Consider the following 25,404-nt stretch of genomic DNA (forward strand, 5'->3'; position numbering starts at 1 on the left):
CTCTCCTTTTCTGTCTCAGATGCCGGTCACGGTGACCGAAGTGTTGGGTTCCAGTTTGACGGTGCCGATCTTGCGGATGTGCGCTTCGATCACATCCCAGATCTGCGGGCCTTCCGTGCCTTCATTGACGCTGGCCCAGCCTGCCACGGTGTAGGACTTCGCCGCGTCGATCGCCTCGCCCGTGTCTGCCAGGCGCATGTCGCTGATGCGTTCACCGATCGGCTTCGAGACATCGATCGAATAGGCCAGACCGCCGACGCGGACCATGTCGCCGCCCTGCTGATAATAGGGGTCTGTGTTGAAGATGTTGTCGGCCACGTCCTCAAGGATCAGTTTCAGCGTCTCGCCGGTCATCTCGTTGCGGTAGCAGGCGCCGTAGGTCATCGAGGTGACGTTGTGGATGTCTTCCCGCGTGATGGCCTCGCCGGGCAGAATCGTGGTGCCCCACCGCACGCCAGGCGACAGCGCGATCTGCGCGTCCCGCTCTGAGCGGATCGCCTGACAGATCAGGTCGTCCCAGGTGCCGTTGAAGTTGCCGCGCCGATAAAGCAGGTCCTCGGTGGTTCCGATCGGCTCTTCGAGCTGGTCCCTGAAGGGGGCGCGGCTTTCGTCGATCAGCGACGCCATGTCCGCGTCAGGCTCGATCACGTCAGAAAAGATCGGGATCAACTTGTGGCGGAAGCCCATCATGCGGCCGTCGCGCACATCCAGATCGACACGGCTTACAAACTTGCCGTTCGAGCCGCTGGCGATCAGGATCGTATCTCCGACCAGAACCGGCTCGGGCACGGCGTCATGGGTATGCCCGGTCAGGATCACGTCGATCCCCTTGACCCGGCCGATCATCTTGCGGTCCACGTCGAAGCCGTTGTGAGACAGGCAGACGACCAGATCGACGCCCTGCCCGCGCACCTCGTCCACGACTTCCTGCATCCGTTCCTCGCGGATGCCGAAGCTGTACTCGGGGAACATCCAGCCGGGGTTCGCGATGGGCATGTAGGGGAAGGCCTGGCCGATCACCGCGATCCGCACGCCACCGCGTTCGAAGATCGTGTAGGGTTCGAAGGCGGGTTCGTCCCACTCCACGTCGAAGATGTTCGCGCCCAGGAAGGGGAACGGCAGGCCCTCGACGATCTCGTTCACGCGCTCCGATCCGTAGGTCCATTCCCAGTGGCTCGTCATCGCCTCGACGCCGAGCGCGTTCATCACGTCGACCATGTCCTGCCCCTTGGTCAGGAAGCTGGTCATGGACCCGTGCCAGGTATCGCCGCCGTCCAGCAGGATCGCCTCGGGACGCGCGGCTTTGATCGATTTGACCACCGTCGCCACGCGGTCCATGCCCCCCATCTTGCCGTAGGTGCGACCCAGCGCGGTGAAATCCTCGTAGGTCAGCGCATAGGCTTCCGGAGAGCCCGGCGTAAGGTTGAACATCTTGATGAAGTCGGCACCCGTCACATGCGGCGGGAGGCCCGCGGCTTCGCCCACTCCGATGTTGATCTCGGGTTCGCGGAACCAGATCGGTTTCAGCTGCGCGTGGATGTCCGTCACGTGAATAAGGGTGACGTTGCCGAAATCGTCGAACTGCAGCAACTGATCCTGCGTCAACGCCTGTTGCGCCGCAAGGCGGGACCAGTTTCCGAAGCCGGAAATGCCGACGATGGCCGAGGCGGCCACCGAAGCCTGAAGGAATTCCCGACGGGTGATCATGACCGGCTCCTTGAACTTTGGACATGCAAAGGCGATCGCGCAAACGCGTCTGAAAGCCTGCTTTTTTCCGAATTGGTGATGCGCGGCCGCCGGACTATCCGGCGACCGCGGGATCGTCAGTGGCGAACGCCGACGCCTTCGATGGACAGGCCGTTGCCGCGCGAAGCGACGTAAAGCTCAAGCGCCTTGAACTCGTCCGAACCGGCCTTGAAGGTTTCTGCGCGCGTGTCGCGAACGCAGCCCACGAAACGCTGCTGGGCAGACACCAGACCCGCATCCTTGAGACGATAGACCGGGAAGCCGGATAGCTGACCCTGACTCAGGTGGTCTGCACGGATGTAGCGACCGTTATTGTCCTCGTGGCAGGTTGCGCAGGACATCTCGAGCTGACCGTAACGGGTGTAGTAGATCTCCTTGCCCTTCTCCCAGTACTCGGCAGCAGGCCCGTCGATGGCGACGTTCTGAGGCTGGCCGCGCGACTGCAGGGAGATCAGCGCAAGCATGTTCTTCATGTCACCCGAGGTGGTTCCCCACTTCTCCAACCCCATGCGTTCTGTCACGCAGGTGTTGATGTAGTCTTCCATGATCATCAGCTTGCCGGTCGTGGCATCGACCCGCGGCGTCACCGCGCGAAGTCCAGCCATGCTTTCGGGCCCCTGGTGGCAGCCCGCGCAGCTTTCGCCATTCGTGCCGATCGCCTCTTCCCACTTCTCCAGCCCGAGGTCGACAAAGACCATGCCCGGGTTGTCGAAGTCGTCACGTTCCATGTCCCGCGTGTCAGGATCCCGGTAGTGCCAGCCCGAATAGACGGTGTCGAACACGTCTTTGACCGCTTCCGACGCGGGCGCCATCGTGGTCAGCGTGATCGTTCCGTCGTCGGTCGTGACTTCAAGCGTGTCCTCCGCCGGATCAGCGCCAGCCATGCCCGCAAGAGCCAGACCAAACGCTGCGGCCGCCGCAAAGTTTCGTGTCGTTCTTCTACGCTGCATTCGTTTCCTCCCCGACCTGCGCTGATTATCAGGCGATGGCGATGGGCTTGGTGTCTTCGTAGACCGAGCCGTCGTCGTCATACCAGGTGAACTTGAACTCCCCCGCCGCATCGACCTTGGCGTCGAATTCGAAATAGGGGTTGGTCGAGATCGCCGGCTCAAGCGTCACGTCGATGACGTTCACACCGTTCAGATCACAGGTGAAACGATTGATGATCGAGCGCGGAATCACGTTGCCGTCCGCGTCCTTGCGCTGGCCCGACTCCATGGTGTGGCTGATCAGCGCCTTGATGGTCACGACCTCGCCGGCCGCCGCCGACTTCGGAACCTTAACGCGGGGTTTTGCGTCTTTTGCCATGTTCTTGACTCCTGATCCTCAGCCGCCGCAGCCGCCGATGGTGACTTTGACGGTGGAAGCCGCCTGAACGATCGAACCGTCGGCCATCTTGGCCATCGCCACGACATCCTGGGTCTTCGCAAGGCGAATGCGGGTGGCGGCGCGCTGGCTGCCGGCCGCCGGACCGAAGGTGAAAGTCGCCACCGCCGGCTCCGGGTTGCCGGTGGCCAGAAGCATGATTGCGACCGCGCCGGGTGCGCTCACCTCCACCGGAACGGTGTTGCCGTTCTCGGCGATTTCAGGGGCGGTCAGGGTGATCCCGCCTTCGCCCGCCGCCGCGCCGCCGGTGAAGGCCGCGGTCAGTTCCTCGACAGTTGCCGCAAACCCCAGCCCCGGAAGAGCTGCGGCCGCGAACCCGCCGAAACCGGCTAGCATCGCGTCGCGTCTGGTGATCTTCATGGTCATCTCCTTGAATTCCTCTTGCCCGTCACTCTTTGAGCGTCAGCAGATAGGCAACGACATCCTCGATCTGCTGCGCCGAAAGGATCGGAGGCAGATCTTCCGGCGCGGCCTTGCCCGTATAGTCGTCGCCGGGACGAATGAAGCCGGTCGTCTTGTAGAAGGCGGGCATGAACGTGCCGTCGAAACTCATCTTCGCATTGGCAACGATCCCGCGAAGCTGCGCCTCTTCGTAGCGGTCCGCCACGCCGTCGAGCGCAGGCGCGATATCGCCCTGGAAGGGAACATCCGGCATCGCCGATATCTGGTGGCAGGCCACGCAGTTCCCCTGGGACCGGGTGGTCATGACCTTGGCGCCCGCCGCCGGATCACCGGCCACGCCCGACAAGGACTCGGCCACCGCCCCGTCCAAATAAGCCACGTCGCCCGGCGCGGTATCGGCAGCCGCCGGCAGCGCTGCTGCCAGCGCTACCAAGGACGCGAGCCAAAACTGGCTGTTCATTGCGATCCTCCCTGATCATTCCCTCGTTTGGACGATAGCGCCCTTGAAGTGACAAGGGCAACCAAAAATATATGCATTCATGAATATTCTTATATTCAGCATTCCAGACGTGCACTTAGTTCCCCGGATTCACGCGAGAGGCGAGGAATTTCTGGAAATGCTCGCCGCTTTCATAACCGTGATCGCGCACCCAGAGCAACAGCGCTTCGGTCGTTCCCTTGCCGAATGCGCCGGGCATCATCGCCACCGACGATTCGGGCGCGGTCTGCCCTTCCGGCACCTCTTCGGGCAGGAAGATCATCGTCGGCGTGAACATTACACCCCAACGCGCTGCCATCTCCTTTTCGGGAAGGACCGTGCCGTCGAAGTCCGTAACCTCGACGTCGCCGAAAAGGTTCAGCTGAACCACGAAGTATGTGCCGCGGATCAGCTTTTCGATTTCGGGTATCGTGAAGATCTCATCATGCATCTGTGTGCAGTAGATGCATCCGCGCTGTTCGATGATGATCATCAGACGCTTGCCCTCGGCGTTGGCCTCTTCCAGGTCCTCACGAAGGTCCTTGAAGGTTTCGCGCAGCCAGTCCGGCTTGTGCAGCCCGTCGTCGCCAAGCTCAATCGCCAGCGCGGGGCCTGCCGCCAAGACAAACGCGGCAATCAGGTTCAGAAGGCGTGTCATGTCGATACTCCTTTCAAGTCAGGGTCGCGGACCAGTCGAAAGTCCGGATCATCCAGTCGGCGATAAGATTGACGGTGTCCGTCGCGATCAGGACCCCAAAGACGATCAGCATGACGCCGGTCGCCTTTTCGACGTGCCGCACGATTGCGCGGTGACGCCCCAGCCAAGACAGAAAGGACCCTGCGAAAGCCGAAGCCAGAACAAAAGGCGAGGTCATCGCCAGCCCGAAGACCAGCAGCAGCGCGCCCCCGCGCCACACCTCGCCCATGCCGCCGGCGATCATCAGGATGGCTGCCAACGCCGGCCCGACACAGGGCGTCCAGCCGAATCCGAACGCGAGTCCCAGAACATAGGCCCCCAGGATTGTCGTCGGACGCTGGTCGGACTGAAGCCGCGCTTCCCGATAGAACAGCCCGATGCGCAGGAGGCCAAGGAAGTGCAAGCCGAACAGGATGAGGACGCCGCCGGCAACCCAGGACAGCGTATCCATCCATGCCGCAAGCCCCCGGCCAAGCCCCGATGCCGCCAGCCCCAGCATCATGAAGATCGTGGTTACGCCAAGGGCAAAGGCAAGCGTTCGCACGATCAGCCGCGCCCGCGCCGATGGCGCAAGGCCACCCCCCGAACCCAGTTCACTGACCGAGACGCCGGCAAGGTAGGACAGGTAGAAGGGAACCATGGGAAGCACGCATGGCGAAAAGAACGCCAGGAACCCGGCAATCAAGGCACCCCCAAATGAAATCTCAAGCATTGCGGGCTCCGACTGCGCGGCCTCTTGCCGATCAAGCTGACTTACATTAGCATATTTATATGTTAAGATGATCTGTCAACATGGCTGTTCGCTCAATTCTCGCTTCACTCGCACTTGCGCTGTCGGCTCTGCCGACGGGCGCGACAGAGTTCGCGCTGCTGATGTTCGAACAGCCGGGCTGCATGTATTGCGCACGCTGGAACGAGGAGATCGCGCCCGAGTATCCGCTGACCGCCGAAGGCCGCGCCGCACCTTTGCAGCGGCTGGACCTGCGCGGGCCGCTGCCCCAGGGGATTCAGATCGTTTCACACCCGATCTTCACGCCCACCTTCGTACTGGTGGCTGACGGGGTCGAGGCCGGCCGGATCGAGGGGTACCCAGGCGAAGACTTTTTCTGGCCGATGCTGGGCGCCATGCTGCGCCAGTCTCATGCCGGGCTGCCGGATTAAGCCGGAAAACACTGGTTTTCATCAAGTGAAGTTTATTCCCAGGCAGGGGCTTGCCGAAACAGCCCTGCCCGGCCATGAAGAGTACAGGGAAAGGGAGCCGCGTTTTGACCGAGAAGGCGAAGACCGACGCGCCTGACTGCGGGCCGAACGATCTGGCGGCACTTGTTGCGCGCGCGAACGAGGCCGCGACCTTTCTGAAGGCGTTTGGTCATGACGGCCGGCTGATGATCCTGTGCCATCTCAAGAGCGGCCCCAAGAGTGTCACCGAACTTGAAAACCTTTTGTGCTCAAGGCAGGCTGTCGTCAGCCAGCAGCTTGCGCGCCTGAGGCTTGAAGGGTTGGTCAGCGCCCGCCGGGAAGGTCAGGCGATCTATTACTCGATCCTGGATCCCAAGGTTCTGGAAATGGTCAATCTTCTGTCGAAGCTGTTCTGCGAGGTCGACTGAGTACGTGGCCCCGCCGGCCGATCGCCGGTGCCGTGGCCGCAAGGGAGGAAACGTGATGGATGCCTTGCCTTTCGGCCTGATCGCGGCGCTTGTCGGCCTTGCGGGCGGGGTGGTGCTGGGACTTGCAGCGCGGCTGGGCGACTTCTGCACGCTGGGCGCGCTGGAAAGCGCCATCTACGGCGGTACCCAAAGTCGATTACGCCTTTGGGGTGTCGTGCTGGGCGTGGCAATACTTGGCACGCAGTTCGGCGCAATGGGCGGCTGGATCGACCTCGAGGCATCCATCTACCACAGTATAGCCTGGAACCCGGTCGCCTCGATCGTCGGCGGGCTCATTTTCGGTTATGGAATGGCGATGGCTGGAAATTGCGGTTTCGGCTCGCTCGTGCGTTTCGGGGGCGGCGATCTGCGATCCCTTGTGGTCGTCGTCGTCATGGGGATCTTCGGCTTCGTGGCCCTGTCCGGCCCGCTTGCGCCGCTCCGCGTGGCGCTGTTTCCACAGCCAGAGGCGACAGGACCGCAGGGTATTCTTTTCGACCTAGACTCAATCGGGATCCCACCGGCCGTAACGATCGCCGCGGTCGCGGTGCTTGCCTTCGGATGGGCCTTGTCCCACGGCGGTCTGCGCGCGCGCCCGACGATGATTCTATGGGGCATTGCCGCGGGTCTTGCTGTCGTCTGGTGCTTTGCAGGAACAAGCTGGCTGGCAGAGGCGAGCCTTGACGAGATCGCGGTCGAGGGCCCGTCCTTTACCGCCCCGGTTGGGCGAACGCTGATCTACATGATGACCTCGACCTCGGGGGGGCTCAGCTTTTCGGTCGGGTCCGTCGTCGGCGTCATGGTGGGCGCGCTTGCCGGATCGATCTTCCGGGGCCTGTTTCGATGGGAAGCCTGCGAGGATCCGCGCGAACTGGGCCGCCAGGTCGGCGGTGCCGCGCTGATGGGCATTGGCGGCGTGGTCGCGCTTGGATGCTCGGTCGGCCAAGGCGTCACCGCCATCGCCGCGCTGGCATGGTCGGGCCCCGTCACGCTTGCCGCGATCAGCCTGGGCGCGTGGCTGGGCCTTCGCCAGCTGATCGGCGGCTATCAACCCGAGTAGCGCATGGGCAATGCGGCGCGGATCGGGGCATCTTTGTGGGTCTTCCCGTTCGCAGCCGCCCTGCCCCGCCTTATCTGGCGCATCATGTTAGCCAGCCTCAGACGGCTGGCTCCGACATCTCGGGGGCCATCTCGGGGGCTTCCTTGGCACCGGTCATGAAGGCTACGGCGTCGGACATGGTGTAGTCTTGCGGCCGGATAACGCATAGGCGGCGACCCAGACGGTGGATGTGGATCCGGTCCGCAACCTCGAACACATGGGGCATGTTGTGGCTGATCAGGATGATCGGGATTCCGCGCGCGCGCACGTCACGGATCAGGTCCAGAACACGCCGGCTTTCCTTGACGCCAAGCGCTGCCGTAGGCTCATCCAGGATCACGACCTTCGAGCCGAAGGCGGCGGCGCGGGCCACGGCCACGCCCTGCCTTTGCCCGCCAGACAAGGTCTCGACCGCCTGGTTGATGTTCTGGATCGTCATCAGTCCAAGCTCAGTCAGCTTGTCGCGTGCGAACTTTTCCATCGCAGGCCGGTCGAGCTGGCGAAAGAGGCTGCCCATGATGCCGGGCTTGCGCAGTTCGCGCCCCATGAACATGTTGTCCGCGATCGATAGCGCGGGCGACATCGCCAAGGTCTGGTAGACGGTTTCAATACCCGCGCCCCGAGCCTCCAGAGGACTGTGGAACGATACCTTTCTGCCATCTAGCCAAACGTCACCCGCATCGGGGACGACCGCGCCCGAGATCGCCTTGATCAGAGTCGACTTTCCCGCCCCGTTGTCCCCGATGACGGCCAGGATCTCACCCGGCATCAGATCGAAATCGCAGCGGTCCAGGGCCACGACACGGCCGTAGCGCTTGACGAGGTTTTTGGCTTTCAGGATAGGTTCCATCACGCGGCCACCTTTCTGATCCACTGGTCCACGGCAACCGCCCCGATGATCAGCGCGCCGATGAGAAGATAGGTCCACTGGGGGTCCGTGCCGAGCATCTTCAGCCCCAACGAAAACACACCCACGATGAGCGCGCCGAACAGCATGCCCAGGATCGAGCCGCGACCACCGAAAAGCGAGATGCCTCCGATCACCACGGCAGTGATGCTTTCGATATTGGCAAACTGCCCCGCTGTCGGCGAGACCGAGCCAAGACGCCCGATCAGCACCCAGCCCGCCAGCGCACAAATCACCCCTGACAAGACATAGACGGTGACAAGCACCCGCCGCACCTGGACGCCCGCAAGTTCCGCCGCATCCGGGTCATCGCCCACGGCATAGACGTGACGCCCCCAGGCCGTGTGGCGAAGGACATAGGACAGTGCAAGCACAAGCAACAGCATGGCCACGACGCCGTAGGTAAAGACCGCACCACCAAGCCGGAAGCTTTCCCCGAAGAACTGCAGTATCGGGGCCTGTTCGACGATGTCCTGGCTGCGGATCGTCTCGTTCGCCGAGTAAAGGAAATTCGTCGCCAGAACGATCTGCCACATGCCCAGGGTCACGATGAACGGCGGCAGCTTCATCCGTGCGACCAGCGTGCCGTTGATGAAGCCCATGAGCGCCCCGCAAGCGAGCCCGCAAAGAATGGCGAAAGACGGGGGCAGGCCGTACCGGAACGTGAACTGTCCCATGACCACGGATGAAAGGACCATGATCGCGCCGACCGACAGGTCGATGCCCGCGGTCAGGATGACCAGAGTCTGCGCCGCCCCGACGATGCCGGTGATCGCCACCTGCTGAAGGATCAGCGTCAGCGTGAACGGCGAGAAGAATTTCGATCCCAGCAGAGCCGCAAAAACCACGACGGCAGCCAGCAGCACGATTAGAGGAACCAGCGACGGCGTCTGGTGCAGCACGTGCTGAAACCTGTGCACTGCGGATCGTTGATGCACGAATTCCGCGACGGTTTCGGGGCTGCCCTTCGTCGCACTTTCATAGCTGTCCGCCGGACCGGTTTCGCTGGCCATTGCCCTGTTCTCCCCCCCCGAAAAAGCGGGGGCGGCGTTGCCACCGCCCCGCGCAAGTTCAGTCTGTCCCTCTTGCTACCTTAGATCAATGCCGGGGCGTCAGCCCCAGCAAAGCTCGGCGCCTTTCGTTGTGTCGATGGACTCGACCCCCTCGACAGGCTTGTCGGTGACAAGGGCCACGCCCGTATCAAAGAACGACTTGCCCGGCGTCGCCTCAGGCTTCGTGCCGTCCTTCGCGTAGGCCGCGATCGCCTCGATCCCGAGCGAGGCCATCAGCAGCGGATACTGCTGCGAGGTCGCGCCGATCACGCCGCCCTTGACGTCAGCCACGCCCGGGCAGCCGCCATCGACCGAAACGATCAGCACGTCGGCTTCGCGGCCGACCGCTTTCAGCGCCTCGTAGGCACCGCTCGCGGCGGGTTCGTTGATGGTGTAGACCACGTTGATGAACGGATCCTTCGCCAGCAGGCTTTCCATCGCCCGGCGGCCGCCTTCCTGGTTGCCCTGGGTCACGTCATGGCCAACGATGCGCGGATCGGTTTCGTCGCCCCATTTGTTCGGGTCGCCCAGGTCGATGCCGAAGCCCTGAAGGAAGCCCTGGTCGCGCAACACGTCCACGGTCGGCTGGCTGACTTCCAGGTCCAGCATGGCGATCTTCGCATCGGCCGATGCCTCGCCAAGGGCCGCACTGGCCCATTTCCCGATCAGTTCCCCGGCCAGGAAGTTGTCGGTCGCAAAGGTTGCGTCCGCCGCCTCGATCGGGTCGAGCGGCGTGTCGAGCGCGATCACCAGTATGCCCGCGTCGCGCGCCTTCTGCACCGCCGGCACGATGCCCTTGGTGTCCGACGGCGTCAGCAAGATGCCCTTGGCGCCATCGGCGATACAGGTTTCGATCGCCGCGACCTGGCTTTCGCTGTCACCGTCGATCTTGCCCGCGTAGGACTTCAACTCGATGCCCAGCTCAGCGGCCTTCGCGGTTGCGCCTTCCTTCATCTTGACGAAGAAGGGGTTCGTGTCGGTCTTGGTGATCAGACACGCACTGTCTGCCGAAGCGGCCGTCGCTGCGCCGACCAGTAGCGCGCTGACTGCAGCGCCTGTCAGAAATTTCGTCATGTAGTCCTCCCCTGGATCGCTCTCGGCGGGGCACCCGCCCTTCGCCGGACTGTCGGACGGGCGGCGATCCGCCGTCCCCGCTACCGCTATGGGCCGAGTCGGCTGGAGCTGTCAATAAATAAATAAACTTGATTTATTAATACGGCCGGTCAAAATAGGTCAGGACATTGCACGCACCAGACACGAGTCATGGACAACACACCGATCCGAGACCCCATGGGGGGCGCGAACCAGTCCGGGATACGCGATCACAATGAAAGGCTGGTCCTTTCCTTGATCCAGCGGCATGGCGGGCTGCCAAGCGCGGAAATCGCTCGGCGATCGAACCTTTCTGCACAAACCGTATCGATCATCATCCGCGAGCTTGAGATGGACGGACTTCTGGCGCGCGGCGAACCGATCAGGGGCAAGGTCGGCAAGCCGTCGATCCCCATGACGCTTCGGGCAGACGGAGCGCTTTCGGTCGGGCTGAACATCGGGCGCAAAAGCATCGACCTTGTCCTGATCGACATGTCGGGGACGATCCGCGCGCAGATCAAGCGCACCTATGCCTACCCCACACCGTCGGCATTGACCGCGTTCCTGGCCGAGAACTTCGAAAGGATACTGTCCGGGCTGACGACCGACGAACGCCACCGCATCGCAGGCATCGGTGTCGCCGAGCCCTTCGAGTTGTGGAACTGGCTCAATATCGTGAACGCCCCTACCGAAGAAATGCTGGCCTGGCGCGATTTCGACGTTGCCGCGGCGGTCGCAGACGTGACGGGCCTTCATGTCACGATCAAGAACGATGCGACCGCGGCTTGCACTGCCGAACATGTCTTCGGGCGCGGGCGTGAATTTGCCGACTATGCCTACTTTTTCATCGGGTCCTTCATCGGTGGCGGCGTCGTCCTGAACGACACGGTCTATGCTGGCCGAACTGGCAACGCGGGCGCTTTCGGCTCAATCCCTGTCGCGACCGGGGCCGGAGCGCAGCAGTTGATCCATCATGCATCGCTTTACCTTCTGGAGAAGCGGCTGGAGGCGTCGGGATTCGATCCCGCCGCGATCTGGAAACCCGAAACGGACTGGTCGCTATTCGGTCAGCCGCTTGAAGATTGGCTGGACCATACGGCCCGGCACCTGGCCATGGCCTCTGTGGCCGTATCGTCTGTCATCGACTTCCAGGCTGTCCTTATCGACGCCAACTGCCCGGACGTGGTGCGCAAGATGATCGTCGAGCGCACCAGGGCCGCTTTACGTTCACTCGACACTCAGGGCATCGGCGAACCCGCGATCGCCGAGGCCGCCATCGGCCGCAATGCGCGTGCGATTGGCGCGGCCTCGCTTCCGATCATCGAACGCTATCTGCTGGCGCAGCCGCTTTTCGGCTGATGACGTTCAGTCCCTGACGAAGGTCAGGTAGTGAGGAGCGCGCCCTTCGCGCAGTGCCTTCTGTTCGTACCGCGTGGATATCCAGTCATCCCACGGCTTGTCGCCTTGACCCACGAGACGAAAACCAGCCTTTGGCACTTCCTTGAGGGTCTGGCGCACATAGTCGGGAATATCCGTGGCGACCCGGAACTCGGCCCCCTTCGCCATGACCCGCGCCAACGGCGCCAGATGTTCTGCGGTCACGAAGCGGCGGCGGTGATGTCGACGCTTGGGCCAGGGATCGGGGTAATTCAGAAAGGCGCGTGCGACCGAATTCTCTGGCAGAACCTCCATCAGATCGCGCGCATCGCCCGGATGCACGGCCAGGTTGGTCGCCCCCGCCGCGCGGATCTTGCCCAGAAGCATGGCGACGCCATTGATGAAGGGCTCGCATCCGATGATCCCTACCTCTGGATAGCGGGCGGCCATGTGCACCAGATGCTCTCCGCCGCCGAACCCAACCTCAAGCCAGACCGGCCTCTCATCGCCGAAGATCGCAGAGGGGTCCAAGGTCAGACGCTCGGGGTTTTCCTCGCGCGTCACGCCTGCCGGGCGCAGCGTTTCAAGGTCCTCGGACAGATAGGTCTTCTGGCTGGGCCGAAGCGTCTTGCCGTGGCGACGGCCATAGAAGTTGCGCCATTCGGTCTGGGTGTTCTCTGGTTCGGTCATCGGCACGGTCCTGCAGGGATGCGGCGACCTAACGGTCCCGCGGACCAGCGTCAAGGCAAGCGCACGCAGCTCAACCCCGCCCGCGATAGGGCGCGACGCCCTGATAGGGGATCCAGACCCCGGCGGGCGGCGCGGCCGTCTGCCAGAACACATCGATCGGGATGCCGCCCCTTGGGTACCAGTAGGCACCGATCCGCAGCCATTCGGGATCGAGCAGCGCAACAAGCCGCTTGGCGATGTCGATGGTGCAATCTTCGTGAAAGGCCCCGTGATTGCGGAAAGAGTGAAGGTAAAGCTTCAGGCTCTTGCTCTCCACCAGCCAGTCCCGCGGGATGTAGTCTATGACGATATGGGCAAAGTCGGGCTGCCCCGTCATCGGGCAAACCGAGGTGAACTCGGGCGCCGTGAATCGCACAACATATTGCGTTCCGCAGTGGCCGGCCGGCACCTTCTCAAGCACCGCCTCCTCGGGCGATGCAGGCATCTTCGCTTCCGATCCCAGCTGAGTCAGGCTCGACACGTCGGTCTTGGTCATCGCTTTCACCTCTGAGATATCCACCGCGGCGCCCATGATCCGAGAATACGCCGCGGCGGTCTATTGGTGCAACGCCCTCGGACCGCCTGCGCCGTGCGCGGACTCAGACCGCCTTCTTCAGCGCCGCCGCCAGGTCGGTACGCTCCCAGCTGAACCCGCCATCCGCCTCTGGGGCGCGGCCGAAATGGCCATAGGCCGCGGTGCGCTGGTAGATCGGCCGGTCAAGCTCCAGGTGCGTTCGGATGCCGCGCGGTGTCAGGTCCATGACCTCGGCCACCGCCTTTTCGATCTCTGCATCTGCGACCTCGCCGGTGCCATGCGTGTCGACATAGATCGACAGCGGCTTGGCTACGCCGATGGCGTAGGACAACTGCAGGGTGCAACGCTCTGCCAGACCGGCCGCGACCACGTTCTTCGCCAGGTAACGCGCGGCATAGGCCGCCGACCGGTCTACCTTGGTCGGGTCCTTGCCCGAAAACGCCCCGCCCCCGTGCGGCGCGGCGCCGCCGTAGGTGTCCACGATGATCTTGCGCCCGGTAAGACCGGCGTCCCCATCCGGCCCGCCGATGACGAAGGTGCCCGTCGGGTTCACATGCCACTCGGTCTTCTTCGTGATCCAGCCCTCGGGCAGGATCTCGCGAATGTAGGGTTCGACGATCTTGCGGATCACCTTCGAGGTCTGGCGCTTGGACGTATGCTGGGTCGACAGCACGATCGAAGTCACCTCGACCGGCTTGCCGTCCGCGTAGCGCAAGGAAAGCTGGCTTTTCGCGTCGGGACCCAGCGTCGGTTCGGCACCGGATTTGCGCACCTCGGCAAGACGGCGCAGGATCGCGTGCGAATACTGGATCGGCGCCGGCATGAACTCTGGCGTTTCGCGCGTGGCGTAGCCGAACATGATGCCCTGATCGCCCGCGCCGTCGCGGTCCACGCCTTGCGCGATATGGGCGGACTGTTCATGCAGGTAGTTGTGGATCTTGATCTTGTCCCAGTGGAACTTCTTCTGCTCGTAACCGATGTCCCTTACGCAGGACCGCACGATCCCGTCGATGCGCTCCATCATGGCCTTGGTCTTATCCTTGCTGGAAAGGCCGACCTCGCCGCCGACAACCACGCGGTTCGTGGTCGCAAAGGTTTCGCAGGCGACACGCGCGTTCGGCTCTTCGGCCAGAAAGGCGTCCAGGATGGCATCGGAAATGCGGTCGCAGACCTTGTCCGGATGACCCTCCGAAACGGATTCGGAGGTAAAAACGTAGTTGTTGCGGGACATTAAGTGCTCCATTGGGGTTATCCCCGTCACGCCAGGAAGCCGTTGTGACGGTTCGTTGGAACTGACTATCCGGCGCCGTGTCCCGGGTCAATCAGCAAAACGTCTGCGGCGGAGCAGGACGACCAGCCCCGCAAGCAGCAACAAGGCAACCGGAAGATCACCTGTCTGGGCGTAGAGCGGGCGCGGCCGCGCCGGCGGGACCACGGCATCTAGCCTTCCTTGCGTGTTCAGAGGCAGGCTGTCCAGCACCCGGCCGGACGCGTCGATCACGGCCGAAACGCCGGTGTTCGCCACGCGCAGCACCGGCAGACCCTGCTCGATCGCGCGAAGCCGCGTCTGCGCAAGATGCTGGTAAGGGCCGGAAATGTCGCCGAACCACCCGTCATTGGTGATCTGCAAGATCCAGTCGGCCTGCCCTTCCGCGTTGATGAGGTCCTGCGGAAAGATCGCCTCGTAGCAGATCAGTGGCAGGACGCGCCCGGCCCGGCCAAGGTCCAGCACACGGATGTTCGCACCGCCCGTATAGCCAAAGCCCTCTTGCGCGGCGAACGCCCGGATGCCGAGGGGGACCAGCAGATCGCCGAACGGGATGTATTCGCCGAACGGAACAAGGTGAGACTTGTCATGCAGCGCCGTGACCTCGCCCGCTCCGTCGATCGCGATCAGGCTGTTGAAATAGCGCAGGCCGTCGGCGCGCTGAATGCCGGTCACGATGGGTACACCACCCGAGGCCGCGACCATTTGCTGAAAGAGCGGACCGGTTTCACCCAGAAGGTAGGGCACCGCGGTTTCCGGCCAGATCACAAGGTCAAGCGGGCTGGACGCGGGTTCGGCTGTCAGCGCGATCTGCCTTTCCAGGAAGATGCGCCACATGTCGCCCTGCCACTTCAAAGCCTGATCCGCGTCCGGTTGAACCAGCCGGACATGAACCGGCGGCTGCCGTTCGGGCACGCTTTCCAGCAGGCGCGCATCTCCCAAGGCCCATGCTCCGCCGAGGATGGCGCAAGCAGCGGCGGCAAGGGCCAGACGAGGAAGGGCCGCGCGGGCAAGGACGGGCAGTGCCGCAGAGCCCGTGGCCAACAGCGAAAGCCCCACCGGCCCGACCAGCGCAGCTGCCTGCGCCACAGGCGTGTCGATCCAGATGTGCCCGATCAGCGCCCATGGAAAACCGGTCAGCACGTAGCCGCGCGCAAGATCGCTCAGCGTCAGACCAAGCGCGAATCCGACGGCCCGACCCATCGACGTCCGACCAAGACCAGCCACCAGCGTGGCAAACAGCCAGAAAAGCGCCATGCCAGCGCACATGAAGAAAAGCGCAAAGGGCGCCATCCAGCCAAAGATATCAGGCTCGATCAGGAACGGTTCCACGATCCAGAACAGCGAAAGCGTGAAGTAACCCACACCCGCCACCCACCCGAGCCACAGCCGGTGCGGGCCCCGGCCCTCTGCGGCGATCAGTCCGGTCAGCACGCAAAGCGCCGCCAGCGAAAGCCACCAAAGACCAAAGGGGGCCTGGCCCAAGGCGGTCCCGACGCCAAGAAGCGCGGCGCCGGCCAGGCTCATGATCGAAGGTCGGTTCGCGCGGCCGAATGCGCGCAAAAGTCGCACGTCAGCCCTAACGCCTGGGCAGCCGCACGCGCAGCCGCTTGATCCGGCGCGGGTCGGCGTCCACGACCTCGAATTCCGCCCCGCTTTCGTGCGGAACGACCTCGCCGCGCGCGGGCACGCGGCCCGTCAGCATGAACACCAGCCCACCAAGCGTGTCGATCTCTTCGCCCTCTTCCTCGTCGGCAAGCTTCATGCCGATCTCGGATTCGAACTCATCAAGCGGTGCGCGGGCCTGGACGATGTACTGCCCCGGTTTTTCCTGGGACCAGAGCCCGGATTCCGATGTGTCGTGTTCGTCCTCGATCTCGCCGATCACGGTTTCGATCAGATCCTCGATCGTCACGAGGCCGTCCACGCCGCCATATTCGTCGATCACCAGCGCCATGTGTATGCGTTCGCTCTGCATTTTCTGCAGCAGTACGCCAATGGGCATGGAGGGCGGGGCGTAAAGCAGCGGTCGCAAGAGCTTTCTAAGGGAAAACCTTGGTTTTGCGTCGGAAAACGCCTGCTGCAAGGCCAGGTCCTTGAGGTGAACGATGCCCAGGGGGCTATCCAGCGTGCCCTTGAAGACAGGCAGGCGCGAAAACCCGCTTTCGCGAAACTTCGCGACCAGGTCGTCGAGGCTGATCGTGACGGGAACGGCGATAACCTCGGCCTTGGGGATGGCCACGTCGTCCACGCGCAGCTTGCGGAGGTTTGCGATGCCCGGAAGCACCGCACCTGGCGCGGAACTGTCCTTGCGCGCGACTGGCGCGTCTGCGTCCTCTCCTGCTTCCGAGGGGGACAACGCGCTTAGGATACGCCCGAAGAAGCCCCTCTGCGCGCTACTGTCTGCGGGATCTTCAGTGCCGTCTGCGAACTGAGACCCGTCTGCGGATTCGCCCATCTTCCCTTTCCAACTTTCAGGGCCATTCTGCCCAGGCTCACTCATATGGGTTCGTGAGCCCCATATGTTCAAGTATGCGGATTTCCGTGCCTTCCATCAACGCCGCATCGCCATCGCGGATGTGGTCGTAGCCCAGAAGGTGCAATGTCCCGTGAACCAGAAGATGCGTCACATGATCATGCACCGACTTGCCCTGCTCGGCCGCTTCGCGTTCGCAAGTCTCCCAGGCGATGGCGATGTCGCCCAATTCCTCGGGCATTCCTTCGGGACCGGGACGCGGAAGATCGGGCGCTTCGCCCTCGCCTTCTGCCGCGCGCTCCTCCGCTGGCCAGGATAACACGTTTGTGGGCTGAGACTTGCCGCGAAAATCGGCATTCAACTCGGCAATGCGGGCATCGTCGCAGCCCAGCAGGCTGATCACGAATCCAGCCGCGGGAAGGCCAAGCGCCTCGAGGGTAGCCGCCGCAGCCTTCCCGGCCAGATCATCCAGCCCGAACGCGTCCCATCGCGCGTCCTCGATCAATGTGTCAACCAGCGGCTCCATCGTCGCGGTCATATGCCTCGATGATGCGGGCGACAAGAGGATGCCGCACCACATCCTTCGCCGTAAAGTAGTTGAAGCTGACCCCCTTAACCTCATTCAGGATCCTTTCGGCGTCCGTCAGGCCGGAAAAGACACCCTTGGGCAGGTCGACCTGAGTGCGGTCGCCGGTGATCACCATGCGGCTCCCCTCGCCAAGGCGGGTCAGGAACATCTTCATCTGCATGGTGGTGGCGTTCTGCGCCTCGTCCAGCACCACGAAAGCGTTCGCCAGGGTCCTGCCGCGCATGAAGGCCAAGGGCGCGATCTCGATCCGCTTTTCCTCCATCAGCTTCTGGACCTGCTTGGCAGGCAGGAAATCGTTCAGCGCGTCGTAAAGCGGCTGCATGTAAGGATCGACCTTTTCCTTCATGTCCCCCGGAAGAAAGCCCAGCCTTTCGCCCGCCTCGACCGCCGGCCGCGACAGGACGATGCGGTCCACATGTCCACCGATCAGCATGGTCACGCCGACAGCGACCGCCAGATAGGTCTTGCCGGTGCCTGCCGGACCTATGCCGAAGGCGAGTTCGTTCTGGAACAGGTTCTTGACATAGGCCTTCTGCGCCTCGGTGCGCGGTTCGACCTGTTTCTTGCGCGTGCGGATCTCCATTCGGCCAGCGGCGAACATTTCAAGCTGTTCGTCAAGGCTTGGCGGATTGGGAACGCCAGTCTCACCCATCCGGATCGCAGCGTCGATTTCGCCCGCGTCGATGGCGCGCCCGGTTTCCAGGCGTCCGTAAAGCGTTTGCAGGACTGCCGCCGCGCGCCCCCTGCCCTCTGCACCGCCCACGACCGCCAGGTGGTTGCCGCGTCGCAGGATGTGGACCCCGAGCTGGTGTTCGATCTGTGCCAGGTTGCGATCGAATTCGCCGCACAGGTCGATCAGAAGCCGATTATCGGGAAATTCCAGAAGCGTCTCGTGAAGGTCTTCCGGTCTCGGCGGGGGGGTCAAGGCAGAGATGCCCAAACGTATCTCCTTCGCAAAGGGTTCGTGCATAAATGGTGCCTGCCAAAGGATGCGCACGCAAGCCCTAGTGGTCTCATAGTACGGATTGTTACGAAAAAGCGCTCAATGCCGGATGCATTGCGGCGCATCTGCATCGTTTTTTCGCCAATGCGAAACTTTGGTGACGGGATTTCGTCCGTATCAGGCCGCCACGACCTCTCCAGCGAGAGAGTTGGGGGCTGACGAAACGATTCTCACGTGCGCGATTGCTCCGACGGGCAGATCCGTGTCGACATGGACCGCGTGCAGGTAATCGGACTTGCCCACCATCTGTCCCTTTAGACGCCCCGGTTTTTCGAACAGGACCGAGACCTCGCGCCCGACCATGCCCTGCTGCGCCTCGCGCTGCTGCTGGGTGATCAGAGCCTGAAGCGTCTGAAGCCGCGCATCGGCCACGTCGGCGGCAACCGGGGTCTTTTCCGCCGCCGGAGTACCGGGCCGGGCAGAGTACTTGAACGAATAGGCCATCCCGTAGTTCACCGCGCGGATCAGGTCCATCGTCGCATCGAAATCCGCGTCCGTCTCGCCCGGGAAGCCGACGATGAAGTCGCCCGACATCATCATGTCGGGGCGCGCGGCGCGGATCTTCTCGATCAGGCGCAGGTACTGCTCGGCCGTGTGCTTGCGCGCCATCGCTTTCAGGATGCGGTCCGAACCCGACTGCACCGGCAGGTGAAGGTAGGGCATCAGCTTCGGCTCTTCCCCGTGCGCCGCGATCAGGTCGTCGGCCATGTCGTTGGGGTGGGAGGTCGTGTAGCGAATGCGGTCAAGTCCATCGACGCGCGCCAGTTCACGGACGAGCCGCGCCAGCGTCCAGTCACCGTCGGGCCCCGCGCCGTGATAGGCGTTGACGTTCTGGCCCAGCAGCGTGATTTCGCGCACGCCCTTTTCCACCAGGCCCCGCGCCTCCTTCAGGATCCGCTCGGCCGGGCGGGACACCTCGGCCCCGCGCGTGTAGGGCACCACGCAGAAAGCACAGAACTTGTCGCAGCCTTCCTGCACCGTCAGAAAGGCGGTCGGGCGCACCGCGGCCTTGGGGCGGTCGGGCAGATGGTCAAACTTGTCCTCTTCGGGAAAATCCGTGTCGACCCTCTTTTCCCCCTTCTCGGCAGCCTTCGCCATTTCGGGAAGGCGGTGATAGCTTTGCGGGCCAACCACCAGGTCGACCAGCGGCATGCGCTTGAGGATCTCTTCGCCCTCGGCCTGGGCGACGCAGCCCGCAACGCCGATCTTGAGGTCGGGTTTGGCCTGCTTTAGCGGGCGCAAGCGGCCAAGGTCGGAATAGACCTTCTCTGCGGCCTTCTCGCGAATGTGGCAGGTATTCAGAAGCACCATGTCGGCCTCTTCGGCCACCTCGGTCGTCACGTAGCCTTCGGCGCCCATGGCCTCGGCCATGCGCTCGCTGTCATAGACGTTCATCTGACAGCCGTAGGTCTTGATGAATAGCTTCTTAGGTTCGGACATGGCAGGATCCCTTCGGATGCGACGGGATAACGCAATGTCGTGCACGGGGCAACCGCACCCAAACTTGCCGGGCCCGGAATGGCCGGTCGCGCGCAAACCGGACGCCGCTGAATGGCCGAGTTGCCGCCGGGACTTGATTCCGTCCGGCGGTTGCCGCCATGTTGGCGCGCCGCCCGGTCCGAGGCGGCGCATTCGGGTCGCGCCCGTCGCGCAAAAGCAGAGCAAGATGACAGTTCAACCGCTTTCCCACTTCCTTACCCAGAACCGCGCGCTGCTTGCCAAGGGGCCCGTTGCGCTGATCTTCGTGGAGGACGAGGTCGAGCTGTCGTCGACACTTCGCCACCATCTTGCGGCCGGATTCCGCCCGGTTCTTGCGTTCCTGCCCGACGGCATCGATCTGCCCGAGGAATTCGCACATTCCGTCCATGCGATCCGCCATGATGCGCGGGCGGAGGGCGCGGTCACCAACGCGGTCAACGCGCTTCTGGAGACGGCCCCGCACACGACGTGGTTCTACTACTGCTACAATGGCGAGTACCTTTTCCACCCCTTCGCCAAGACGCGCAGCGTTGCCGAGATGCTGACCTTCCACACAGAGGAACGCCGCAGTGCGATGTTTTGCACCGTCGTCGATCTGTATGCCGGGGACCTCGGTCGGGCGCCCTCGGGCGTGTCCGTCGACGACGCGATGCTGGACGCGGCGGGCTACTACGCCCTGGCCCGCTGGGATGAGCAAGCCGGCGCGGAAAAGGAGCGCCAGATCGACCTGTTCGGCGGCCTGAAGTGGCGCTTTGAAGAGCACATTCCCTGGACGCGGCGCCGGATCGACCGAATCGCGCTGTTCCGGGCGGAACCGGGGCTGAAGCTCCTGCCCGACCACAGGCTGTCCATCGAAGAGCTCAATACCTACGCCTGCCCCTGGCACAACAACGTCACCGCCGCGATCGCGTCCTTCCGGACGGCAAAGGCGCTTCGGCGCAACCCGGCGTCCAAGCATGCCGTCAACAGCTTCGTCTGGTCGCGCTCCACTCGCTTCGAATGGTCATCTCAGCAGCTGATGGATCTTGGCCTGATGGAACCGGGCCAATGGTTCTGATCCGGGAGAAACCGCAATGAACGTGACGCGCGCCGAGTGGGCCGTCTTCTTCTTCACGATCGCCTATGCCGGAATCTTCGGGGCCTGGTTCCTGTCGATCGGCAATCTTGAGTTCCTGTGGTATCTCGCAACCATGGCGGCGATGATCGCGCTGGTCGGGTTCAACCTGCGCAAGGCCGAATTTTCCCCCGCCCTTCTCTGGGCGCTTTCGATCTGGGGGCTGGCGCACATGGCGGGCGGCGGTGTGCCGGTGGGCGGTTCGGTCCTTTATTCCGCCGTGCTGTTCCCCGTCGGCGGCAGCGGAGAGCTCACGATCCTGAAGTACGACCAGCTGGTGCACGCCTACGGGTTCGGAACGACCGCATGGCTTCTGTGGCACCTCATGCGCCACAACTATCCGGGCGTGAAATGGGGCTGGACGCTTTATGTCTATCCTGCGCTTGGGTCGATGGGGCTTGGCGCCACCAACGAGATCATCGAGTTCCTGGCCGTCCTTGGCATCAAGGACACCAACGTCGGCGGCTACTACAACACCGCGCTGGATCTGGTGTTCAATGCCGCGGGCGCTTGCCTGGCGATGTTGGTGCTGGCGCTTGCGTCCCGGCGCTGATCAGCCGCGCTTGAGCCGGATGACGACATCGACGCGCGCAACCTCTCCGCCCTCGGGCGTTTCCGGCAGCCGTGCGATCTCAAGCTCTTCCTTCGGCGCATCGACAAGCTGGGACGTGTCTTCCCAGAAGAAATGCGGATGGTCGTCCAGACGGGTGTCGAAGTAGCTGCGCGACCCGTCCACCGTGATCTCGTTCATCAGGCCGGCGTCGCAGAAAGCGCGCAGGGTATTGTAGACAGTGGCAAGCGACACCGGTTCCCCGGCGGAACGCGCCGACGCATGCAGGCTTTCCGCCGTCACATGGCGATGCTCTCCGTCACCGACCAGCAGCGCCGCAAGCGCAAGCCTTTGGCGCGTGGGCCTGAGCCCCGCGCCTGCCAGCCAGCCTTCCGCGCGTGTCGCCGTAGTGTCGTCCATGGGCCGCTCCCGCAAGATCAAGGTCTATTTAGACCAAACGGCGGGGATTTTTCAATCGCTCGCCGCAAGATGCCTGCGCCGCGCCCCCTGCCCGCCCTTGCTCTGGCGCGCGCCGGGGTGCTAGAGGGGTTTCGGACACGACTAGGGATGGGGACCAACCGCATGGCGGCATATCCGAAAAGCTTCGATCGCGACGATCTTCTCAAATGCGCTAGAGGCGAGCTTTTCGGCCCCGGCAATGCCCAACTGCCAGAGCCTCCGATGCTGATGATGGACCGCATCACGGACATCTCGGAAGACGGTGGACTGCACGGCAAGGGACATGTCGTGGCGGAATTCGACATCCATCCGGACCTGTGGTTCTTCGCCTGCCACTTCCCCGGCAACCCGATCATGCCCGGCTGCCTTGGCCTTGACGGGCTCTGGCAGCTCACCGGCTTCAACCTGGGTTGGCGCGGTTGGGAAGGCCGCGGCTACGCCCTTGGCGTAGGCGAGGTGAAACTGACGGGCATGGTCCGGCCGGACCGCAAGATGCTGACCTACAAGGTCGACTTCACCAAGGCGATCCAGACCCGCAGGCTGACCATGGGCGTGGCCGACGGGATCGTGGAAGCGGATGGCGAAGTCATCTATCAGGTCAAGGACATGAAGGTCGCGCTTTCCGCAAGCTGACCGCAAAGAAGGAGTGCGCCCATGCGCCGCGTCGTCATCACCGGGATCGGGATCGTCTCGCCCATTGGCAACAATGCCGCCGAGGTCGAAGCCTCGCTCCGCGCCGGCCGCTCGGGCATCGTGTTTGCCCCGGACTACGCCGAACACGGCTTCCGCAGCCAGGTCCACGGCAAGCCCCAGATCGTGCTCGAGGATCACATCGACAAGCGCAACCTTCGCTTCATGGGCGATGGCGCGGCCTACAACTTCATCGCCATGGAACAGGCGGTCAAGGACAGCGGTCTGACCGAGGCCGAGGTGTCGAACGAACGCACCGGCCTGATCATGGGTTCGGGCGGGCCGTCGACCAAGAACTTCTTCGTCGCCTTCGACACCGTGATCAACAAGGGCAGCCCCAAGCGCATGGGGCCCTTCATGGTCACGCGCTGCATGTCGTCGACGAACTCCGCCTGCCTGGCGACGCCGTTCAAGATCAAAGGCGTGAACTATTCGATCACCTCGGCCTGCTCGACCAGCGCGCATTGCATCGGCAACGGCACCGAGCTGATCCAGATGGGCAAGCAGGACGTGGTCTTTGCCGGCGGCGGCGAGGAGCTGGACTGGACACTGTCGTGCCTGTTCGACGCAATGGGCGCTATGTCGTCCAAGTACAACGACACGCCCGAAACCGCCTCGCGCACCTATGACGCGACCCGCGACGGCTTTGTCATCGCAGGCGGCGGCGGTGTCGTCGTGCTTGAAGAGCTGAACCACGCCCTGGCCCGGGGCGCCAAGATCTATGGCGAGGTTACGGGATATGGCGCGACCTCGGACGGCTACGACATGGTCGCGCCGTCGGGCGAAGGCGGTGAACGCTCGATGCGCCTTGCGATCTCCACCCTGCCCGACGGGCGCAAGGTCGACTACATCAACAGCCACGGCACCTCGACCCCCGTGGGCGACGTGACCGAGATGGAGGCGATCCGCCGCGTCTTCGGCAAGGGCTCCACGCCCCCCGTCGCCTCGACCAAGTCGCTGACCGGCCACTCGCTGGGCGCGACAGGCGTGCACGAGGCGATCTATTCGCTGATCATGATGAACAAGGGCTTCATCGCGGCCTCGGCCAATGTGACCACCCTTGATCCCGCGCTCGACCCGTCCGAAATCGTGACGGAACTGCGCGAAGGCGTCGACATCGACAGCGTGCTGTCCAACAGCTTCGGTTTCGGCGGAACGAACGCAACGCTGGTGATGAGCAAATATCTCGGGTGATGTGACATGGCCGAACTGATGAAGGGCAAACGCGGGCTTGTGATGGGCGTCGCGAATGAACGTTCGATCGCCTGGGGCATCGCCTCGGCTTTGGCGGCCGAAGGTGCCGAACTGGCGTTTTCCTATCAGGGCGAGGCATTCGGCAAACGGGTGGAGCCGCTGGCGGCTTCGGTCGGGTCGGATTTCCTGGTCGACGTGGACGTGACCAACGACGCCAGCCTTGAAGCCTGCTTTGCCGCGCTCAAGGACCGCTGGGGCAAGATGGATTTCCTGGTCCATGCCATCGCCTATTCCGACAAGAACGAACTGACCGGCCGTTTCGTCAACACCAGCCGGGCGAACTTCAAGCACTCGCTGGACATCTCCTGCTATTCCTTCATCGACGTGGCGCGCCGCGCGGCCGAGCTGATGCCCGACGGCGGCAGCCTGATCACGCTGACCTATGGCGGTTCGAACCGCGTGACGCCCAACTACAACGTGATGGGCGTGGCAAAGGCGGCGCTGGAAAGCGCGACGCGCTATCTGGCCAACGACCTTGGTCCCCAGAAGGTCCGCGTCAACGCGATCTCGCCAGGTCCGATGAAGACGCTGGCGGGGGCTGCGATCGGCGGCGCGCGGGCGACCTTCCGCCATACCGAGGCGAACGCGCCCCTGCGCGCCAACGCAACGCTCGAGTCGATTGGCGGAACGGCCGTCTACCTGTGTTCCGACTACGGAGCCTGCACCACGGGCGAGGTGATCCGCGTGGACGGTGGCTTCCACGTCCTGGGGATGCCCCAGGGCGAAAACCTCTGATCAGCGATCCGGGCGCAGATCGTCACGCAGCTTCTTCTTCTGCGATTGGAACGCCTCTGCGTCGCCGTAGTCTAGGAAGTCGGGATACCGGCTGTGCGGATCGGCCGGATTGCGGGCATGGCGGATCGGGCACCAGTATTGCTCGGTCCGCGCAGAGACTTCGCGGACCAGTGCGATCAGGCCGTTGACATAGCCGCAATATAGGCAGTTCAGCTTCTGAAGCCCGTTCAGATAGGCCAGCCGATGCCGGTCGATCACGATGTGGTCGCGCCTTCGGACCTTCTCGATCCCGTAGACCGGAAAGCAGACCGCCTGATAGACCGCGACGAAAAGATCCAGCAGCACGAAGGGCAGGATCAGCGAATAGATCACCGGCGCGGTCAGCACCACGCGCAGGCGGGCATGAAAGATGTAGCCCGGCAGCTTTTCCCGGATCGCGCGATGCGCATCGCGAACTTCGCTGTCGAAGACCGCCTTTCCCCGCTCGATCCGATATCGAAGCTGCTCACGGCGCTCGGCAAGCTCGCGGTCGATCTCGGACCGGGTTTCCTGGACAAGCGCCCTCAGGCGGTCGAATGGGCTGGTCATAACGGCCTCCGCGTCCATTCTGCTTGGGCGCCAATTTGACCACGGAATGGCCGC

At 63.3% G+C, this 25,404-nt stretch carries 29 protein-coding genes and 1 riboswitch; of the genes, 9 read left to right on the forward strand and 20 right to left on the reverse strand.

Features of this window, described 5'->3' with window-relative positions; translation table 11 throughout:
• Positions 1–15: 15 nt before the first annotated feature.
• From soxB to OEW28_RS08965, 7 genes are all read right to left on the reverse strand, one after another.
• Positions 16–1,707, reverse strand: a complete 1,692-nt coding sequence (gene soxB, locus OEW28_RS08935; protein ID WP_263734417.1) for a thiosulfohydrolase SoxB — start codon at positions 1,705–1,707, stop codon at positions 16–18.
• Between the two features lie 116 nt (positions 1,708–1,823).
• Complete coding sequence (gene soxA, locus OEW28_RS08940; RefSeq protein WP_263734418.1) at positions 1,824–2,696, reverse strand: sulfur oxidation c-type cytochrome SoxA; 873 nt, start codon at positions 2,694–2,696, stop codon at positions 1,824–1,826.
• Positions 2,697–2,724: 28 nt separating this feature from the next.
• Positions 2,725–3,054 carry a thiosulfate oxidation carrier complex protein SoxZ gene (soxZ, locus tag OEW28_RS08945; RefSeq protein ID WP_263734419.1) on the reverse strand — a complete coding sequence of 110 codons (330 nt, stop codon included), beginning with the start codon at positions 3,052–3,054 and terminating at the stop codon, positions 2,725–2,727.
• Between the two features lie 18 nt (positions 3,055–3,072).
• Positions 3,073–3,492: a thiosulfate oxidation carrier protein SoxY gene (soxY, locus tag OEW28_RS08950; RefSeq protein ID WP_263734420.1), complete on the reverse strand. Its 420-nt coding sequence runs from the start codon at positions 3,490–3,492 to the stop codon at positions 3,073–3,075.
• Between the two features lie 28 nt (positions 3,493–3,520).
• Positions 3,521–3,994: a sulfur oxidation c-type cytochrome SoxX gene (gene soxX, locus OEW28_RS08955; RefSeq protein ID WP_263734421.1), complete on the reverse strand. Its 474-nt coding sequence runs from the start codon at positions 3,992–3,994 to the stop codon at positions 3,521–3,523.
• A gap of 115 nt (positions 3,995–4,109) precedes the next feature.
• Entirely contained in the window at positions 4,110–4,670 is a 561-nt protein-coding gene (locus tag OEW28_RS08960; RefSeq protein ID WP_263734422.1) for a thioredoxin family protein, read from the reverse strand.
• 13 nt (positions 4,671–4,683) lie between these two features.
• A complete protein-coding gene (locus OEW28_RS08965) occupies positions 4,684–5,421 on the reverse strand; it encodes a cytochrome c biogenesis CcdA family protein (protein WP_263734423.1) in 738 nt (245 codons plus the stop codon).
• 80 nt (positions 5,422–5,501) lie between these two features.
• Between OEW28_RS08965 and OEW28_RS08970 the strand changes: the two genes are divergently transcribed.
• From OEW28_RS08970 to OEW28_RS08980, 3 genes are all read left to right on the forward strand, one after another.
• Complete coding sequence (locus tag OEW28_RS08970) at positions 5,502–5,870, forward strand: thioredoxin domain-containing protein (protein WP_263734424.1); 369 nt, start codon at positions 5,502–5,504, stop codon at positions 5,868–5,870.
• Positions 5,871–5,944: 74 nt separating this feature from the next.
• A complete protein-coding gene (locus OEW28_RS08975; RefSeq protein ID WP_412174792.1) occupies positions 5,945–6,316 on the forward strand; it encodes an ArsR/SmtB family transcription factor in 372 nt (123 codons plus the stop codon).
• Between the two features lie 55 nt (positions 6,317–6,371).
• Entirely contained in the window at positions 6,372–7,415 is a 1,044-nt protein-coding gene (locus OEW28_RS08980; protein WP_263734426.1) for a YeeE/YedE family protein, read from the forward strand.
• Between the two features lie 97 nt (positions 7,416–7,512).
• On the opposite strand, the gene OEW28_RS08985 is transcribed toward OEW28_RS08980, so the two are convergent.
• The 3 genes from OEW28_RS08985 to OEW28_RS08995 form a co-directional block, all read right to left on the reverse strand.
• Entirely contained in the window at positions 7,513–8,304 is a 792-nt protein-coding gene (locus OEW28_RS08985) for an ATP-binding cassette domain-containing protein (protein WP_263734427.1), read from the reverse strand.
• Positions 8,304–9,374 carry an ABC transporter permease gene (locus OEW28_RS08990; RefSeq protein ID WP_263734428.1) on the reverse strand — a complete coding sequence of 357 codons (1,071 nt, stop codon included), beginning with the start codon at positions 9,372–9,374 and terminating at the stop codon, positions 8,304–8,306. Before OEW28_RS08990 ends, OEW28_RS08985 begins: the two co-directional genes overlap by 1 nt.
• Positions 9,375–9,473: 99 nt before the next feature.
• Positions 9,474–10,487: a sugar ABC transporter substrate-binding protein gene (locus OEW28_RS08995; RefSeq protein ID WP_263734429.1), complete on the reverse strand. Its 1,014-nt coding sequence runs from the start codon at positions 10,485–10,487 to the stop codon at positions 9,474–9,476.
• A gap of 189 nt (positions 10,488–10,676) precedes the next feature.
• Between OEW28_RS08995 and OEW28_RS09000 the strand changes: the two genes are divergently transcribed.
• Positions 10,677–11,864 carry an ROK family transcriptional regulator gene (locus OEW28_RS09000; RefSeq protein ID WP_263734430.1) on the forward strand — a complete coding sequence of 396 codons (1,188 nt, stop codon included), beginning with the start codon at positions 10,677–10,679 and terminating at the stop codon, positions 11,862–11,864.
• 6 nt (positions 11,865–11,870) lie between these two features.
• On the opposite strand, the gene trmB is transcribed toward OEW28_RS09000, so the two are convergent.
• The 8 genes from trmB to miaB form a co-directional block, all read right to left on the reverse strand.
• Complete coding sequence (trmB, locus tag OEW28_RS09005; RefSeq protein WP_263734431.1) at positions 11,871–12,572, reverse strand: tRNA (guanine(46)-N(7))-methyltransferase TrmB; 702 nt, start codon at positions 12,570–12,572, stop codon at positions 11,871–11,873.
• 70 nt (positions 12,573–12,642) lie between these two features.
• On the reverse strand, positions 12,643–13,107 hold the full coding sequence (gene queF, locus OEW28_RS09010; protein WP_263734432.1) for a preQ(1) synthase: 465 nt from the start codon (positions 13,105–13,107) through the stop codon (positions 12,643–12,645).
• A gap of 103 nt (positions 13,108–13,210) precedes the next feature.
• A complete protein-coding gene (gene metK, locus OEW28_RS09015; protein WP_263734433.1) occupies positions 13,211–14,377 on the reverse strand; it encodes a methionine adenosyltransferase in 1,167 nt (388 codons plus the stop codon).
• A 4-nt stretch (positions 14,378–14,381) separates the two neighbouring features.
• Positions 14,382–14,431, reverse strand: a riboswitch (SAM-SAH riboswitch).
• 33 nt (positions 14,432–14,464) lie between these two features.
• On the reverse strand, positions 14,465–15,940 hold the full coding sequence (gene lnt / locus OEW28_RS09020) for an apolipoprotein N-acyltransferase (RefSeq protein ID WP_263734434.1): 1,476 nt from the start codon (positions 15,938–15,940) through the stop codon (positions 14,465–14,467).
• 52 nt (positions 15,941–15,992) lie between these two features.
• Complete coding sequence (locus OEW28_RS09025) at positions 15,993–16,871, reverse strand: hemolysin family protein (RefSeq protein ID WP_263734435.1); 879 nt, start codon at positions 16,869–16,871, stop codon at positions 15,993–15,995.
• A gap of 37 nt (positions 16,872–16,908) precedes the next feature.
• Entirely contained in the window at positions 16,909–17,415 is a 507-nt protein-coding gene (gene ybeY, locus OEW28_RS09030) for an rRNA maturation RNase YbeY (RefSeq protein ID WP_263734950.1), read from the reverse strand.
• On the reverse strand, positions 17,399–18,448 hold the full coding sequence (locus tag OEW28_RS09035) for a PhoH family protein (RefSeq protein WP_263734436.1): 1,050 nt from the start codon (positions 18,446–18,448) through the stop codon (positions 17,399–17,401). The genes ybeY and OEW28_RS09035 overlap by 17 nt, the downstream gene beginning before the upstream one ends.
• Positions 18,449–18,598: 150 nt before the next feature.
• Positions 18,599–19,921: a tRNA (N6-isopentenyl adenosine(37)-C2)-methylthiotransferase MiaB gene (gene miaB / locus OEW28_RS09040; protein WP_263734437.1), complete on the reverse strand. Its 1,323-nt coding sequence runs from the start codon at positions 19,919–19,921 to the stop codon at positions 18,599–18,601.
• A 226-nt stretch (positions 19,922–20,147) separates the two neighbouring features.
• Between miaB and OEW28_RS09045 the strand changes: the two genes are divergently transcribed.
• Together OEW28_RS09045 and OEW28_RS09050 are read left to right on the forward strand one after the other, a co-directional pair.
• Entirely contained in the window at positions 20,148–21,017 is an 870-nt protein-coding gene (locus OEW28_RS09045; protein ID WP_263734439.1) for a glycosyltransferase family 2 protein, read from the forward strand.
• 16 nt (positions 21,018–21,033) lie between these two features.
• Entirely contained in the window at positions 21,034–21,627 is a 594-nt protein-coding gene (locus OEW28_RS09050) for a DUF2238 domain-containing protein (protein WP_263734440.1), read from the forward strand.
• On the opposite strand, the gene irrA is transcribed toward OEW28_RS09050, so the two are convergent.
• Positions 21,628–22,044, reverse strand: coding sequence for an iron response transcriptional regulator IrrA (gene irrA, locus OEW28_RS09055; protein WP_263734441.1), 417 nt, complete (start codon positions 22,042–22,044; stop codon positions 21,628–21,630).
• 162 nt (positions 22,045–22,206) lie between these two features.
• Here irrA and fabA point away from each other — a divergent pair, with 162 nt between their 5' ends.
• From fabA to OEW28_RS09070, 3 genes are read left to right on the forward strand one after another with little or no spacing between them, the layout of a single operon-like run.
• Positions 22,207–22,716 (forward strand): bifunctional 3-hydroxydecanoyl-ACP dehydratase/trans-2-decenoyl-ACP isomerase, encoded by a 510-nt coding sequence (gene fabA / locus OEW28_RS09060; RefSeq protein ID WP_263734951.1) that lies wholly within the window; start codon positions 22,207–22,209, stop codon positions 22,714–22,716.
• A gap of 21 nt (positions 22,717–22,737) precedes the next feature.
• On the forward strand, positions 22,738–23,967 hold the full coding sequence (gene fabB / locus OEW28_RS09065; RefSeq protein ID WP_263734442.1) for a beta-ketoacyl-ACP synthase I: 1,230 nt from the start codon (positions 22,738–22,740) through the stop codon (positions 23,965–23,967).
• Between the two features lie 6 nt (positions 23,968–23,973).
• On the forward strand, positions 23,974–24,762 hold the full coding sequence (locus tag OEW28_RS09070; RefSeq protein WP_263734443.1) for an enoyl-ACP reductase FabI: 789 nt from the start codon (positions 23,974–23,976) through the stop codon (positions 24,760–24,762).
• Here OEW28_RS09070 and OEW28_RS09075 read toward each other — a convergent pair whose 3' ends face one another.
• Positions 24,763–25,350, reverse strand: a complete 588-nt coding sequence (locus tag OEW28_RS09075; protein ID WP_263734444.1) for a hypothetical protein — start codon at positions 25,348–25,350, stop codon at positions 24,763–24,765. It lies immediately after the preceding gene.
• Positions 25,351–25,404: the final 54 nt, after the last annotated feature.

It is taken from the genome of Albidovulum marisflavi (genome assembly GCF_025751435.1).
GTDB classification, from domain to species: domain Bacteria; phylum Pseudomonadota; class Alphaproteobacteria; order Rhodobacterales; family Rhodobacteraceae; genus Albidovulum; species Albidovulum marisflavi.

What these genes read in the sequence shown, in the direction of transcription:
- soxB (WP_263734417.1), bottom strand. Translation starts at nt 1,707, where the DNA reads ATGATCACCCGTCGGGAATTCCTTCAGGCTTCGGTGGCCGCCTCGGCC.
- soxA (WP_263734418.1), bottom strand. Translation starts at nt 2,696, where the DNA reads ATGCAGCGTAGAAGAACGACACGAAACTTTGCGGCGGCCGCAGCGTTT.
- soxZ (WP_263734419.1), bottom strand. Translation starts at nt 3,054, where the DNA reads ATGGCAAAAGACGCAAAACCCCGCGTTAAGGTTCCGAAGTCGGCGGCG.
- soxY (WP_263734420.1), bottom strand. Translation starts at nt 3,492, where the DNA reads ATGAAGATCACCAGACGCGACGCGATGCTAGCCGGTTTCGGCGGGTTC.
- soxX (WP_263734421.1), bottom strand. Translation starts at nt 3,994, where the DNA reads ATGAACAGCCAGTTTTGGCTCGCGTCCTTGGTAGCGCTGGCAGCAGCG.
- OEW28_RS08960 (WP_263734422.1), bottom strand. Translation starts at nt 4,670, where the DNA reads ATGACACGCCTTCTGAACCTGATTGCCGCGTTTGTCTTGGCGGCAGGC.
- OEW28_RS08965 (WP_263734423.1), bottom strand. Translation starts at nt 5,421, where the DNA reads ATGCTTGAGATTTCATTTGGGGGTGCCTTGATTGCCGGGTTCCTGGCG.
- OEW28_RS08970 (WP_263734424.1), top strand. Translation starts at nt 5,502, where the DNA reads ATGGCTGTTCGCTCAATTCTCGCTTCACTCGCACTTGCGCTGTCGGCT.
- OEW28_RS08975 (WP_412174792.1), top strand. Translation starts at nt 5,945, where the DNA reads ATGAAGAGTACAGGGAAAGGGAGCCGCGTTTTGACCGAGAAGGCGAAG.
- OEW28_RS08980 (WP_263734426.1), top strand. Translation starts at nt 6,372, where the DNA reads ATGGATGCCTTGCCTTTCGGCCTGATCGCGGCGCTTGTCGGCCTTGCG.
- OEW28_RS08985 (WP_263734427.1), bottom strand. Translation starts at nt 8,304, where the DNA reads ATGGAACCTATCCTGAAAGCCAAAAACCTCGTCAAGCGCTACGGCCGT.
- OEW28_RS08990 (WP_263734428.1), bottom strand. Translation starts at nt 9,374, where the DNA reads ATGGCCAGCGAAACCGGTCCGGCGGACAGCTATGAAAGTGCGACGAAG.
- OEW28_RS08995 (WP_263734429.1), bottom strand. Translation starts at nt 10,487, where the DNA reads ATGACGAAATTTCTGACAGGCGCTGCAGTCAGCGCGCTACTGGTCGGC.
- OEW28_RS09000 (WP_263734430.1), top strand. Translation starts at nt 10,677, where the DNA reads ATGGACAACACACCGATCCGAGACCCCATGGGGGGCGCGAACCAGTCC.
- trmB (WP_263734431.1), bottom strand. Translation starts at nt 12,572, where the DNA reads ATGACCGAACCAGAGAACACCCAGACCGAATGGCGCAACTTCTATGGC.
- queF (WP_263734432.1), bottom strand. Translation starts at nt 13,107, where the DNA reads ATGACCAAGACCGACGTGTCGAGCCTGACTCAGCTGGGATCGGAAGCG.
- metK (WP_263734433.1), bottom strand. Translation starts at nt 14,377, where the DNA reads ATGTCCCGCAACAACTACGTTTTTACCTCCGAATCCGTTTCGGAGGGT.
- lnt (WP_263734434.1), bottom strand. Translation starts at nt 15,940, where the DNA reads ATGAGCCTGGCCGGCGCCGCGCTTCTTGGCGTCGGGACCGCCTTGGGC.
- OEW28_RS09025 (WP_263734435.1), bottom strand. Translation starts at nt 16,871, where the DNA reads ATGGGCGAATCCGCAGACGGGTCTCAGTTCGCAGACGGCACTGAAGAT.
- ybeY (WP_263734950.1), bottom strand. Translation starts at nt 17,415, where the DNA reads ATGGAGCCGCTGGTTGACACATTGATCGAGGACGCGCGATGGGACGCG.
- OEW28_RS09035 (WP_263734436.1), bottom strand. Translation starts at nt 18,448, where the DNA reads ATGCACGAACCCTTTGCGAAGGAGATACGTTTGGGCATCTCTGCCTTG.
- miaB (WP_263734437.1), bottom strand. Translation starts at nt 19,921, where the DNA reads ATGTCCGAACCTAAGAAGCTATTCATCAAGACCTACGGCTGTCAGATG.
- OEW28_RS09045 (WP_263734439.1), top strand. Translation starts at nt 20,148, where the DNA reads ATGACAGTTCAACCGCTTTCCCACTTCCTTACCCAGAACCGCGCGCTG.
- OEW28_RS09050 (WP_263734440.1), top strand. Translation starts at nt 21,034, where the DNA reads ATGAACGTGACGCGCGCCGAGTGGGCCGTCTTCTTCTTCACGATCGCC.
- irrA (WP_263734441.1), bottom strand. Translation starts at nt 22,044, where the DNA reads ATGGACGACACTACGGCGACACGCGCGGAAGGCTGGCTGGCAGGCGCG.
- fabA (WP_263734951.1), top strand. Translation starts at nt 22,207, where the DNA reads ATGGCGGCATATCCGAAAAGCTTCGATCGCGACGATCTTCTCAAATGC.
- fabB (WP_263734442.1), top strand. Translation starts at nt 22,738, where the DNA reads ATGCGCCGCGTCGTCATCACCGGGATCGGGATCGTCTCGCCCATTGGC.
- OEW28_RS09070 (WP_263734443.1), top strand. Translation starts at nt 23,974, where the DNA reads ATGGCCGAACTGATGAAGGGCAAACGCGGGCTTGTGATGGGCGTCGCG.
- OEW28_RS09075 (WP_263734444.1), bottom strand. Translation starts at nt 25,350, where the DNA reads ATGACCAGCCCATTCGACCGCCTGAGGGCGCTTGTCCAGGAAACCCGG.